The sequence below is a fragment of the Neisseria shayeganii genome, assembly GCF_014054965.1.
Taxonomy (GTDB): domain Bacteria; phylum Pseudomonadota; class Gammaproteobacteria; order Burkholderiales; family Neisseriaceae; genus Eikenella; species Eikenella shayeganii.
This window is the reverse complement of sequence record NZ_CP059567.1, coordinates 1,062,974-1,074,976: the sequence shown is the minus strand read 5'-3', so window position 1 is coordinate 1,074,976 and position 12,003 is coordinate 1,062,974. Positions and strand designations below refer to the sequence as shown.

The window sequence follows — 12,003 nt, the reverse complement described above, 5'->3', positions numbered from 1 at the left end:
AAGATTGTTTTATGGCTGAATTCAAAATAAAAACAGGCTACCTGAAAGCCGAAACTTTGCTTTCAGGTAGCCTGACACGAATACGGACAGCGCCGGATTAATCCGACTGGCTGCGGGCGCGGTACATCGCTTCTTTCATTTGGCGGATGGCTTCGGGCAGGCCGAGAAACACCGCCTGTGCAATCAGGGCATGACCGATGTTGAGTTCGCGGATCGGCAGGATGCGCGCAATCGGCGCCACATTGTGGATGTTCAGGCCGTGGCCCGCGTTCACCACCAAGCCCAGCTCGGAAGCGAAATAAGCAGCGTCTTCCAAACGGCGGCATTCGCTCAATTGGGCGCTGTGGCCGGCCGCGTCGGCATAGGCGCCGGTGTGCAGCTCGATGACCGGCGCGCCGACATCGCGGACGGCCTGAATCTGCGCTTCGTCGGCATCGATAAACAGGGAAACGCGGATGCCGGCCGCCTGCAGGCGCGCGGTGTAGTCGGCCACTTTCTGCTGCTGGCCGAGTACGTCCAAGCCGCCTTCAGTAGTCACTTCTTCGCGCCGCTCCGGCACCAGGCAGACATCGTGCGGCTGCACGGCCAGCGCATGCTCGAGCATTTCGGGCGTCAGGGCCATTTCCAGATTCATGCGCGTACGCAAAGCATTTTTAATGGCGGCCACATCGGTGTCTTTGATGTGGCGGCGGTCTTCGCGCAGATGCAGGGTAATCAGGTCCGCACCGTGGGTTTCCGCCAACAGGGCGGCTTCCAGCGGGCTGGGGTACACCGTGCCGCGCGCATTGCGCAAAGTGGCGACGTGGTCGATGTTGACACCGAGTAACATGGGCTTCCTTTCTATGGGGTGTGCGGCGTAACCGGGCTACCTGAACTGCTGTAACTGTTGCAACACTTGCCGGCTTTTGATGCCTTCCGGCAGGCGGAAATCGAGCAGCAGGCGGTTGAGGCGCAGGATTTCCTGCAAATGCGCGGGATCGCTTAAACGGCGCTCGGCCAAAGCCTGCAAAGCGGCACCGCTGACCGCCATGCCTTCCATCCCGTCCGTCTGCTGCGGCCACACGGGGTGTTCGGGCTGCACATAATAGCGCTGCTCCGCCACAAACGGGCGGCCGTGGCCGTCCTGCTGCAAATCGGGCGCCAAGCCGTTGTGCTGCAAGAGCGCCCACTCGAAATGCCGCAAAGCCGCGGCATGGTTATCTTCGGTGGCGATGCGGCGCATCACTTCGGCCAGTTCGGCATAAATGGCCGGATGCGGGTCTTCGCGGGCGGTCAGCTTGGCCACCAATTCGTTGGCATACAGGCCGCTGAACAGGGCGCGGTTTTGCGGTTGCGGCCAACCGCCCAGCCATTCGGCGCGGTGCAGGGTTTTCAATTCTTCCTTGCCGTACCACGACACGCAAACCGGCACAAACGGCACCAACACCCCGCGCAATTCGCTCTGCCGTTTGCGCGCGCTGCGCGCCACCAGCGCCACCCGCCCGTAATCGCGGCTGAATAGCTCCACCAACAGACTGGTTTCCCGCCACGGCGTAGCGGACAGCAGAAAAGTGGGTTGGTGGTCGATGCGGTTGGCTGGGCTCATGGGGCGCGATTATAGCGGAAAGACGGGGGTTGGGCGGCCGGGCTTGAATCGGCACGGATGTGTTTCAAGGAGCAGGAATCGGGCTTCAGGCTACCTGAAAGCCTGCCAAACGGTTTTCAGGTAGCCTTGGCCGCCGCACGGTAGGCTTCCTGAAGCGGGCGTAAACGCCGCAGGCGGTCTTTGGCCACGGCTTCGGCAATCTGTTGCGGCTGCTCGGCGTATTCGGCGGCAATTGCCGCGGTGTCGCTGCCGCGGGCGGCGTCCAACAAGGCCAGCCAATGCGCCCGCTGCGGATAAGGCGTGTGTTCCAAACCCAGCCGCCCCTGTACGTCTGCCTGGCACACATCCAGCGCGGCACGGAAACGTTCGGGCCGGCGCAGGGCGTCGGTTTGGCGCAGGGTGTCGAGCACGGTGGCGGGGCGCAGCTCGGCCACACTGTGCAGCACAATGTGCCAGCGGCACACCAGTTCCGCCAGCTCGGCGCAGGCTTTCGGCACCCGCCAGCGGCGGTTGACCGCCTGCACCGCAGGCACGCCGGCGGCGTCGTGGCCGTGATGGCGCGGCAGTTTGTCTTTCGGCGTGAGCGCCTTGCCCAAATCGTGCAGCAGCGCGGCGTAACGTTCGGGCAAGCCCAAGCCTAAATCGGCGGCGCGCTGCAACACCATCAGGGTGTGTACGCCGCTGTCGATTTCAGGGTGGTATTCCGCCCGCTGCGGCACGCCGAACAAGGCCGCCACTTCGGGCAGCAACACCGCCAGCGCGCCGCATTCGCGCAACACTTCCAGCATCCGCACCGGCCGCGGCTCCATCAAACCCTTGGCAAACTCCTGCCACACCCGTTCGGCCACCAAGGCATCCGCCTCGCCCGCTGCCACCATCTGCCGCATCAGCGCCATGGTTGCCGGGGCTACCTGAAAGCCGTAGCGGGCGGCAAAACGGGCGGTGCGCAAAATGCGCACCGGGTCTTCGGCAAAAGCCGGGCTGACATGGCGCAGAATGCCGTCGGCCAAATCCTGCCGCCCGCCGTAGGGGTCGATCAGCGCGCCGTCGGCATCGCGGGCCATGGCGTTGATGGTGAGGTCGCGCCGCAGCAAATCCTGCTCCAGCGTCACCTCGCGTGCGGCATGGCAGACAAAGCCGGTGTAACCTTTGGCGGTTTTGCGCTCGGTGCGTGCCAGCGCGTATTCCTCGTGGCTTTGCGGGTGGAGAAACACCGGAAAATCCTTGCCCACCGGCAGATAGCCGGCCGCCACCATCTCATCGGCATCCGCCCCCACCACTACCCAGTCGCGGTCTTTCACTTCCCGCCCGAGCAGGGCATCGCGCACCGCGCCGCCCACCAAATAAATCTGCATCATCACTCCATTTTATCCACACGGTTTGCCGCCCCGGCTTTTCAGGTAGCCTCAGGGCCGTTACACCGCTTGCGGCCGGCATTATCCTGCATCCGCCCGCTTTCCGCTATAATCGCGCCCCAGCCAGATTTCCCGCACCGCAACCCATCATGACAGACCCCCGCCGCCAACGCGCCCTCGAACACCTCCAAGCCGGTCTCGGCCACACTTTCGCCCGGCCCGAGCTGCTCAAGCAGGCGCTTACCCACCGCAGCTATGCCGCCCGCAACAACGAGCGTTTCGAGTTTGTCGGCGACGGCATCCTCAATTACACCGTCGCGCGCATGCTGTTCGACGCCTTTCCCAAATGCAGCGAAGGCGAGCTTTCCCGCCTGCGCGCCAACTTGGTCAACCAAGACGTGTTGGCCGACATCGCCCGCCGTTTGGCCGTGGGCGACGCCCTGTTTCTGGGGCCGGGCGAACTGAAAAGCGGCGGCTTCGACCGCCCTTCCATTTTGGCCGACGCCATGGAGGCCATGTTTGCCGCCATCAGCTTCGATGCCGGTTTCAACACTGCCGAGGCCGTGGTGCGCCGCCTGTTTGCCGAGCGCGTGCAGGGCGCCAGCCTGAACAATCAGGCCAAAGATCCGAAAACCCGCTTGCAGGAAGCCTTGCAGGCACAGCGCTTCCCGCTGCCCAAATACCGCATCGACAAGCAAACCGGCGAAGGCAGCGACGCCCGTTTCGACGTTTCCTGCGATTTGGGCGAACTGGGCCACATCACCTATGCCCAAGCCCACAGCCGCCGCGCCGCCGAGCAAGACTGCGCCGCCCAAGCCTTGGCCTGGCTGGAAAGCCGCTTGGCCGCAGGCAAACAGAAAAAGCGTTAAGCTCCCCGTTCAGGCACCCCCCCCAGATGTGGATGCAGTTCAAGGCGTAGCAGCGCAGCGAGCGTGAACGTCAGGAATCCCTATGGGAAAGACATATCACACGATAGGCAAGCGAGCGAGCAGTACCCATAGGGCATAAACGCACAACGCAGAAATGCGCCGCAGATGGGGGGTTTGCAAAGGTCTCAGACTACCTGAAAGCCCCGCCCCTTATCTTTGCAGCCGCCACAAACGCGGTTAGAATCCTTCCGTCTCCCCCACAGTGATTGCAGCAGGCGGTTTGCATGATGTTCTCTCTGGTACACAGCCGCGCCTTATCCGGCATGGACGCGCCCCCGGTCGAAGTGGAAACCCACTTGGCCAACGGCCTGCCTGCGTTCAACATTGTCGGCCTGCCCGATACCGAAGTCAAAGAAAGCCGCGACCGCGTGCGCGCCGCCATCGTGCAGAGCGGTTTCGACTTTCCCGCCAAGAAAATCACCGTCAACCTCGCCCCGGCCGACCTGCCCAAAGAGTCGGGCCGTTTCGACCTGCCCATCGCCCTCGGTATTTTGGCCGCCTCCGGCCAAGTGGATGCCGCCAAACTGACCGATTACGAATTTGCCGGCGAACTGGCGCTCTCCGGCCTGCTGCGCCCGATACGCGGTGCACTGGCCATGGCTTGGCAGGCCGGCCGTGCGCAACGCGGCTTTATTCTCCCTACGGCCAACGCAGCCCAAGCCGCCGCCATCGGGGAAGCCGAAGTGTACGGTGCCGACAGCCTCGGCGCCGTGGCCGCCCACTTAAACGGCGTCACCGCCCTGCTGCGCACCCCGCATCAGACTGCGGACAAAACGGAACACGCAGACGCCGCTTTGCCGGATTTGAAAGACGTGAAAGGGCAACACACCGCCCGCCTGGTGCTCGAACTGGCCGCCGCCGGCGGACACAGCCTGCTGATGATGGGCCCGCCCGGCACCGGCAAATCCATGCTCGCCCAACGCCTGCCCTCGATTCTGCCGCCGCTCACCGATGAAGAGCGCATGGAGGTGTGGGCACTGCGTTCATTATTGCCTCAATATATGAACGACTTAAGCAGTCACCGCCCGTTTCGCAGCCCCCATCATACGGCCAGTTCCGTGGCGCTGATCGGCGGCGGACACAGCTCGGATCTGCGTCCCGGAGAGGTTTCATTGGCGCACAACGGCATTTTGTTTTTGGACGAGATGCCCGAATTTGAGCGTAAGGTATTGGAAGCATTAAGAGAACCTCTGGAAAGCGGCGAAATCCACATCTCCCGTGCCGCCCGTCAAGCCGTATTTCCGGCGAAGTTCCAATTGGTGGCCGCCATGAATCCCTGTCCTTGCGGCTATTTGGGTCATCCGGTGAAGCCGTGCCGCTGTACGCCCGAAAGCATTCAGCGTTACCGCAATAAAATTTCCGGCCCGCTGCTCGACCGTATCGACCTGGTCATCGAAGTGCCCGCGCTGCCTGCCGCCGATTTGGTGCAGGCCGAAGCCGGCGAAAGCAGCGCAACCGTCCGCCGGCGTGTGATCCGCGCCCGTGAGAAACAATACGCCCGCCAAGGCAAACTGAACGCCCATTTGTCGCCCACCGATTTGGACGGCATCGCCGCCGTCAGCCCCGAAGCCAAAAGCACCTTGGGCAATCTGCTGGAAAAACTCTCCCTCTCCGCACGCAGCTTCCACCGCATCTTGCGCGTGGCACGCACCTTGGCCGATTTGGCCGGTGACGACACCGTAAACGAGCGCCACGTGCTGCGCGCCGTGGCTTTCCGCCGCAGCCTGTAAGCCTACCCGCCGCACAGGCTACCTGAAACCTGATCAAAACCCTTTTGCCCCGTTTCCTAGAAAGTTTCTTCATCATATGAACACGCCCCTTTCCCTGCCCCGCGGCCCCGTCATGGCCGATGTGGCCGCCTACACCCTCAGCAGCAAAGAAAAACAACGTCTGCTCGACCCCGCCGTCGGCGGCGTTATCCTGTTTCGCCGCAACTATCAAAACCGCGAACAACTCGCCGCCCTGTGCTGCGAAATCAAGGCCCTGCGCACCCCCGAACTGGTGATCGCCGTCGATCACGAAGGCGGCCGCGTCCAGCGCTTTATCGACGGCTTTACCCGCCTGCCCGCCATGCGTGTTTTGGGTGAGATCTGGGAGCGTCAGGGGCAGCCGGCGGCCGAAAAGGCCGCCGAACAAATCGGCTGGGTGCTGGCCGCCGAATTGCGCGCCTGCGGCGTGGATTTGTCGTTTACGCCGGTGCTGGATTTGGATTGGGGGCAGTGCGAAGTCATCGGCAACCGCAGTTTCCACCGCCGCGCCGACATCGTTGCCGCCCTCGCACTCGCCCTGCAGCGCGGCCTCAACCGCGGCGGCATGAAAAGCTGCGGCAAACACTTCCCCGGCCACGGCTTTGTTGCCGGCGACAGCCATTATGTGCTGCCCGAAGACGGGCGCAGCCTGGCCGAACTGGAAGCCGACGACATCGCCCCCTTCCGCGCACTGGCCGCCGAAGGCATGGCCGCCGTGATGCCCGCCCATGTGGTGTATCCGCAGATCGACAGCCAACCCGCCGGCTTCTCAGCCTACTGGCTGCAAACCGTGCTGCGCCAAGACATCGGCTTTCAGGGCGTGATCTTTTCCGACGACCTCACCATGGAGGGCGCCTGTGGCGCCGGCAGCATTGCCGAACGCAGCCGCCTGTCGTTTGCCGCCGGTTGCGACATCGTGTTGGTGTGCAACCGCCCCGATTTGGTGGACGAACTCTTGGCCGCCTTCAAACAGCCCGACAGCGGTCTGGCCGATTGGGCCGAAGCCAATCCGCAGCTGGCCGAGCGCTGGCAATATATGGCCGGCAGTGGCGAGCCCGCCGCCTTCGCCGCCCTGTTTGACGATCCCGCCTTCCAAGCCGCCCAAGCGCTCACTGCTGCTTTGGCTTCGCCGCAAGATTTGGTTGGCGGGGTGAAAGTGGGCGAAGCGTTCTGATGCCTGTTTTCAGGTAGCCTCAGGCTACCTGAAAGGCCTGCCGTTGATGATCAGGCTTAGAAAGAAGACGACAACGGCAAAAACGCTGCTACATCCGCTTGGGCGGGGAGAAGAATGGCAAATACGGTTCCCCTTCCCAACGACGACAGCCGCACCCTGCTTCAAGCACCCGACGAAACCACCCTTCTCCCCCTGAGCAGCAAAGATTACCTCCCGCCGTGACAATTCTGGTCTTTGCCGCAGTAAAATTTGGCTACCCGAGCAAAGCCGCCGGCCCCACCCTCTTAAAGGCTACCTGAAAGGACTCGATATGCCCGCAGATTTCGCCACCGCCGACCTCATTGATCTGGCACCCGACACCCCTTCCTGCGAAACCGACTTCAAAAGCTACGGCCGTCGCCGCCGCTTTTGCGGCCGCATCCGCACCATCCGCTGCCATCAAGACAACGGCCTGATCAAAGCCCTGATGAACACCCCCGGCAACGGGCAAGTGTTGGTGGTGGACGGCGGCGGTTCCCGTTACAGCGCGCTGATGGGCGACATGATTGCCGACGCCGCCCGCCAAAACGGCTGGGCCGGCGCCGTGATTTTCGGCGTCATCCGCGACAGCGTGGCCATCGACCAAATGGACTTCGGCATCAAAGCCTTGGGCACCAACCCGAAAAAAAGCGGCAAAAGCGGCGTGGGCGAAAGCGATGTGCCCGTTTCCTTCGGCAACCTTACTTTCACCCCCGGCCACTATCTTTACAGCGACGAAGACGGCATTTTGGTGTCGCCCGAGCCGATTGAGGCCGCTGACTCTGTTTGATCCACTTTTTACCTCAGGAGACATCCGATGAAAATTACCAGCCAATGGGTAGACGGACGCTGCTTCGTCGCCACCAATGCTTCCGGCCAGAGCGTGATCATGGACGGCGCTCCGGCCGCCGAAGGCAACAAACGCGGTGTCAGCCCGATGGAAATGCTGTTGATGGGCATTGCCGGCTGTTCCAGCATCGACGTGGTGGACATCGCCAAGAAACAGCGCCAAGACGTGCTCGACTGCATCGCCACCGTAGAAGGCAAACGGGCCGACAGCGTGCCCAAAGTGTTTACCGACATCCATATCCACTTCACGGTCATCGGCCGCGGCCTGAACGCCGAAGCCGTTGGCAAAGCCGTGCAGCTCTCCGCCGAAAAATACTGTTCGGCCTCGATTATGTTGGGCAAAGCCGCCAACATCAGCCACAGCTTTGAAGTGGCCGAAGCGGAATAAGCCCGTTCAGGCTACCTGAAAGGCACGAGGCCGGCCCGTTCCAACGGGGCGGCCTCTGTTTTTCGTCCGACACGCGCCTAGGCAGCCGTATCCGGCCAAATATTCCGCCAGCGAAGTTAAAATTAAGTAAAAATTGCCGGCAAGCAAAATTTTAAGCAGTTTTTTGCCTATTATTCATGATTAAAAATACTTAATTTCTTTAAGTGTTAATTTGATGAAATAATATTCTAAAGAAAATTCAATATTCACGCTGCGAAACAGATGCTTTTTCAGCCAAAAAAATTTATGATGCGGCCTTTCCTGAAAACGCTGCAAAGGACCACCTCATGAACCTGAATTTGCGCCGCAATCTTCCCCTCAGCCTGCTGGCTGCCGCCTTCCTGGCCGCCTGTTCCCCGGCAGAAAAACAAGCCCCGGCTCCCGCCGGCAGCGCTTCCGATGCCTCCACACCGGCTGCCGCCAGCGAAACCAAGCGCGTGGCCATCACCTCCATCGTCGAACACCCTGCGCTGGACGCCGTGCGCCAGGGCCTGATCGAGCAGCTGAAAGCCGAAGGCTTTGAAGAAGGCAAAAATCTGGTGATCGACTTCCAAAGCGCACAGGGCAACCCGGCCACCGCCGCCCAAATCGCCAAGAAATTCGCCGGCGACCGCCCTGATGTGATCGTGGCCATCGCCACCCCCAGCGCCCAAGCCGTTGCAGCCGCCACCCAAGACATTCCCCTCGTTTACTCTGCGGTAACCGACCCGGTGGCCGCCAAACTGGTGCCTTCTTGGGAAGCTTCCCAAACCAATGTCACCGGCGTTTCCGACCAACTGCCTTTGGAACCGCAAATCAAGCTGATGCACCAATTGGTGCCCAGCCTGAAATCCGTCGGCTATGTGTACAGCCCCGGCGAAGTGAACTCCACCGTAGTACGCGACCAGCTGAAAGAAGCGTTGGGCAAAACCGGCATCACACTGGCCGAAGCGCCGGCCCAGCGCACCACCGACGTGCTGACCGCCGCCCGCAGCCTGCAAGGCAAAGCCGATCTGATCTACACCTCACTGGATAACAACGTGGTGTCTTCCTACGAAGCCATGTATAAAGCCGCCAACGAAATCAAAGTGCCGCTCTTGGCCTCCGACACCGACTCGGTTGCCCGCGGCGCCGTGGCCGCTTTGGGGGTGAACTACCACAATATCGGCTTGGAAACCGGCAAAGTGACCGCCCGCATTCTGCGCGGTGAAAAAGCCGGCGACATTCCTTCGCAACGCGTAGAACAATTCGACCTGCACCTCAGCCCCAAACATGCCGCCGAACAGGGCATTACCCTGTCTGAAGAGTTGAAACAGCAGGCCACCAAAATCATCGAATAAACATTGGCTTGACAGCCGTCTCTTTCAGGTAGCCCGCAGTTAGGGCTACCTGAAAACATAATGTCCTGCCTGCCCTGCGGCAGTCTTTAAATTGGAGCTTGGGATGAACCAATCCGAAAACCCTTACCGCGCGCCGCAAGGCACCGACTTGACCGACAGCGCCAACCGCATGCGCATCATCGAACAATTGGATGTGGCCGAGTCGTGGAAAAAACGCTTCCGCCTCATCGAAAAAGCCGGCGGCGAAAAACTGCCCCGCATCAAAGAACTGAGTTTCGGAGAGCGCATGAGCGTCGGCTTCAATGTCTGGACCATGTTGTTCGGCGTGATTTACCTGCTGATTAAAGGCATGTGGAAATTGGCGCTGAGCTATGTGGCCGCTGCCGTTTTGCTGTCTCTCGCGGTTTCTGCTTTGGAAGCTTCAGGCTGGAAGACGGGCAATGCACTGTTTTTCGGTTTGGCCGCCGGCTTTGCCGCCATCACCAACCGCCACTACTACAAAAAAATGGTATTGGGCCGCTCAGACTGGCTCTGATATCGTCTTTCGGTTTTCAGGTAGCCCGAAACGCCATCTGAAAACCATCGGGCGGCCGACGCCCATTCCGCTTCGAGCGGTTCGAGCCACCGCACAGACCGCCCCGCACCCCAAGCGCACGGTTACCCACCGTGTCCGTACCACCAATCACAGAGAACCTTCATGTCTTTGATTGCCCTCTTCGGCGCCTTTGAAACCGGCCTCGTTTATGCCCTGGTGGCTTTAGGCGTGCTGATTTCCTTCCGCATCCTCGATTTCCCCGACCTCACCGCCGACGGCAGTTTCCCCTTAGGCGCCTTTGCCTGCGCCGTCTGCATGGTGGCCGGTATCCATCCCTTTATCGCCGTTGCCGTCGGTTTTGCCGCCGGCTGTCTCGCCGGCATCCTCACCGCCTGGCTCAACATCAAGCTCGGCATCCTCCACCTGCTGGCCGGCATCATCGTGATGACCGCGCTGTATTCCATCAATCTGCGCATCGGCGGCGCGCCCAATGTGCCCTTATTGGGCACCGACACTGTGTTCGACATCTTCACCCCGCTGCTCGGCCGCAGCGTGTGGCAAAACACCGCCGTGCTCTTGGCCGCCGTCATCGCCATCAAACTGGTTTTGGACTGGTTTTTCGCCACCGAAACCGGGCTGGCCATGCGCGCCACCGGCGCCAACCCCCGCATGGCCCGTGCCCAAGGCATCGCCACCGGCCGCATGGTCTTGGCCGGCATGGCGCTGTCCAACGGCCTGATCGCCCTGGCCGGCGCCCTGTTTGCCCAACTGGCGGGCGGCGCCGACGTGGCCGCTGGTCTCGGCACCATCGTCTTCGGCTTGGCCGCCGTGATTCTCGGCGAAGCCCTGCTGCCGAGCAAAAACATTCTGCTGATCACCCTCTCCGCCATCATCGGCTCCGTGATCTACCGCCTGTTTGTGATGGTGGCCATGGGCAGCGAAACCCTGATCCAGCTCGGCCTGAAAACGCAAGACCTCAACCTCATCACCTCCGTCATGCTGGTGCTGGTGCTGTTGGTGCCGAAAGCCAAAGCGAAAATGAAACAACAAAGGAAACTGGCATCATGATGCGCGCCGACAACCTCCGTCTTACCTTCAACCCCGGCACCGCCATCGAAAACCCCGCCCTGCGCGGCATGAGCCTGCACATCCGCGACGGCGAATTCGTGACCGTCATCGGCAGCAACGGCGCCGGCAAATCCACTTTCCTCAACGCCATCAGCGGCGACATCGGCATCGATTCCGGCAACATCCAGATCGACGGCCGCGACGTGACCCGCCTCAGCGCCCACGAACGCGCCGGCTTGGTGGCCCGCGTGTTTCAAGACCCGATGGCCGGCACCTGCGAAGGGCTGAGCATCGAAGAAAACCTCGCACTGGCCTACAAACGCGGCCAGCCGCGCCGCTTGGGGCTGGCCTTAAACAAACACAACCGCGAGCTGTTCCGCGAAAAACTCAGCATCCTCAAACTGGGGCTGGAAAACCGCCTCACCGACCGCATGGGCCTGCTTTCCGGCGGCCAGCGCCAAGCCGTCAGCCTGCTGATGGCCAGCCTGCGGCCGAGCAAAATCCTGCTGCTCGACGAGCACACCGCCGCCCTCGACCCCAAAACCGCCGCCTTCGTACTGGAGCTGACCGACCAAATCATCCGCGAAAACAAACTCACCGCCATGATGGTGACCCACTCCATGCAGCAGGCTCTCGACCACGGCCACCGCACCGTGATGCTGCACCAAGGCCAAGTGGTGCTCGACGTTTCCGGCGAAGAGCGCAAAGGCATGACCGTGCGCGACCTTCTGGATATGTTCGAAAAAACCCGCGGCGAAAAAGTCAGCGACGATGCCCTGTTGCTGAGCTGACACCGCCACAGGCTACCTGAACGAACACCGATTTTCCGCTTTCAGGTAGCCTGAGACCTTTGCAAAACCCCCAGATGTGGATGCAGTTCAAGGCGTAGCAGCGCAGCGAGTGCCAGACATATCAGACAGATAGGCAAGCGAGCGAGCAGCGCACAACGCAGAAATGCGCCGCAGATGGGGGTTTTGCAAAGGTCTCAGCCTGATC

12 protein-coding genes and 1 pseudogene are annotated in these 12,003 nt (G+C 61.4%); 9 read left to right on the top strand and 4 right to left on the bottom strand.

Annotated elements, in window-relative coordinates:
* Positions 1-97 precede the first annotated feature (97 nt).
* The 3 genes from pdxJ to H3L94_RS05265 form a co-directional block, all read right to left on the bottom strand.
* Positions 98-829, bottom strand: coding sequence for a pyridoxine 5'-phosphate synthase (pdxJ, locus tag H3L94_RS05275; protein WP_182122964.1), 732 nt, complete (start codon positions 827-829; stop codon positions 98-100).
* 36 nt (positions 830-865) lie between these two features.
* Positions 866-1,585 (bottom strand): DNA repair protein RecO, encoded by a 720-nt coding sequence (gene recO / locus H3L94_RS05270; RefSeq protein ID WP_182122963.1) that lies wholly within the window; start codon positions 1,583-1,585, stop codon positions 866-868.
* Positions 1,586-1,701: 116 nt separating this feature from the next.
* A complete protein-coding gene (locus tag H3L94_RS05265) occupies positions 1,702-2,940 on the bottom strand; it encodes a multifunctional CCA addition/repair protein (RefSeq protein ID WP_182123109.1) in 1,239 nt (412 codons plus the stop codon).
* 146 nt (positions 2,941-3,086) lie between these two features.
* Here H3L94_RS05265 and rnc point away from each other — a divergent pair, with 146 nt between their 5' ends.
* From rnc to H3L94_RS05220, 9 genes are all read left to right on the top strand, one after another.
* A complete protein-coding gene (gene rnc / locus H3L94_RS05260) occupies positions 3,087-3,809 on the top strand; it encodes a ribonuclease III (protein WP_415752582.1) in 723 nt (240 codons plus the stop codon).
* A 284-nt stretch (positions 3,810-4,093) separates the two neighbouring features.
* Entirely contained in the window at positions 4,094-5,599 is a 1,506-nt protein-coding gene (locus H3L94_RS05255; protein ID WP_182122962.1) for a YifB family Mg chelatase-like AAA ATPase, read from the top strand.
* Between the two features lie 76 nt (positions 5,600-5,675).
* Positions 5,676-6,791 carry a beta-N-acetylhexosaminidase gene (gene nagZ, locus H3L94_RS05250; protein WP_182122961.1) on the top strand — a complete coding sequence of 372 codons (1,116 nt, stop codon included), beginning with the start codon at positions 5,676-5,678 and terminating at the stop codon, positions 6,789-6,791.
* A gap of 310 nt (positions 6,792-7,101) precedes the next feature.
* Positions 7,102-7,599 carry a ribonuclease E activity regulator RraA gene (rraA, locus tag H3L94_RS05245; protein WP_182122960.1) on the top strand — a complete coding sequence of 166 codons (498 nt, stop codon included), beginning with the start codon at positions 7,102-7,104 and terminating at the stop codon, positions 7,597-7,599.
* A gap of 27 nt (positions 7,600-7,626) precedes the next feature.
* Positions 7,627-8,046 carry an OsmC family protein gene (locus H3L94_RS05240; protein ID WP_182122959.1) on the top strand — a complete coding sequence of 140 codons (420 nt, stop codon included), beginning with the start codon at positions 7,627-7,629 and terminating at the stop codon, positions 8,044-8,046.
* Between the two features lie 326 nt (positions 8,047-8,372).
* Positions 8,373-9,404, top strand: coding sequence for an ABC transporter substrate-binding protein (locus H3L94_RS05235; protein ID WP_182122958.1), 1,032 nt, complete (start codon positions 8,373-8,375; stop codon positions 9,402-9,404).
* Between the two features lie 103 nt (positions 9,405-9,507).
* Positions 9,508-9,939 carry a DUF2628 domain-containing protein gene (locus H3L94_RS05230; RefSeq protein WP_182122957.1) on the top strand — a complete coding sequence of 144 codons (432 nt, stop codon included), beginning with the start codon at positions 9,508-9,510 and terminating at the stop codon, positions 9,937-9,939.
* Positions 9,940-10,101: 162 nt separating this feature from the next.
* Positions 10,102-11,007 carry an ABC transporter permease gene (locus H3L94_RS05225; protein ID WP_182122956.1) on the top strand — a complete coding sequence of 302 codons (906 nt, stop codon included), beginning with the start codon at positions 10,102-10,104 and terminating at the stop codon, positions 11,005-11,007.
* Positions 11,004-11,798, top strand: coding sequence for an ABC transporter ATP-binding protein (locus tag H3L94_RS05220; protein WP_182122955.1), 795 nt, complete (start codon positions 11,004-11,006; stop codon positions 11,796-11,798). The genes H3L94_RS05225 and H3L94_RS05220 overlap by 4 nt, the downstream gene beginning before the upstream one ends.
* Before the next feature lie 41 nt (positions 11,799-11,839).
* Here H3L94_RS05220 and H3L94_RS05215 read toward each other — a convergent pair.
* Positions 11,840-11,987 (bottom strand): annotated as a pseudogene (locus tag H3L94_RS05215) (lipoprotein signal peptidase).
* Positions 11,988-12,003 lie beyond the last annotated feature (16 nt).

What these genes read in the sequence shown, in the direction of transcription:
- nagZ (WP_182122961.1), top strand. Translation starts at nt 5,676, where the DNA reads ATGAACACGCCCCTTTCCCTGCCCCGCGGCCCCGTCATGGCCGATGTG.
- H3L94_RS05265 (WP_182123109.1), bottom strand. Translation starts at nt 2,940, where the DNA reads ATGCAGATTTATTTGGTGGGCGGCGCGGTGCGCGATGCCCTGCTCGGG.
- recO (WP_182122963.1), bottom strand. Translation starts at nt 1,585, where the DNA reads ATGAGCCCAGCCAACCGCATCGACCACCAACCCACTTTTCTGCTGTCC.
- H3L94_RS05230 (WP_182122957.1), top strand. Translation starts at nt 9,508, where the DNA reads ATGAACCAATCCGAAAACCCTTACCGCGCGCCGCAAGGCACCGACTTG.
- H3L94_RS05235 (WP_182122958.1), top strand. Translation starts at nt 8,373, where the DNA reads ATGAACCTGAATTTGCGCCGCAATCTTCCCCTCAGCCTGCTGGCTGCC.
- H3L94_RS05255 (WP_182122962.1), top strand. Translation starts at nt 4,094, where the DNA reads ATGATGTTCTCTCTGGTACACAGCCGCGCCTTATCCGGCATGGACGCG.
- H3L94_RS05240 (WP_182122959.1), top strand. Translation starts at nt 7,627, where the DNA reads ATGAAAATTACCAGCCAATGGGTAGACGGACGCTGCTTCGTCGCCACC.
- pdxJ (WP_182122964.1), bottom strand. Translation starts at nt 829, where the DNA reads ATGTTACTCGGTGTCAACATCGACCACGTCGCCACTTTGCGCAATGCG.
- rraA (WP_182122960.1), top strand. Translation starts at nt 7,102, where the DNA reads ATGCCCGCAGATTTCGCCACCGCCGACCTCATTGATCTGGCACCCGAC.
- H3L94_RS05225 (WP_182122956.1), top strand. Translation starts at nt 10,102, where the DNA reads ATGTCTTTGATTGCCCTCTTCGGCGCCTTTGAAACCGGCCTCGTTTAT.
- H3L94_RS05220 (WP_182122955.1), top strand. Translation starts at nt 11,004, where the DNA reads ATGATGCGCGCCGACAACCTCCGTCTTACCTTCAACCCCGGCACCGCC.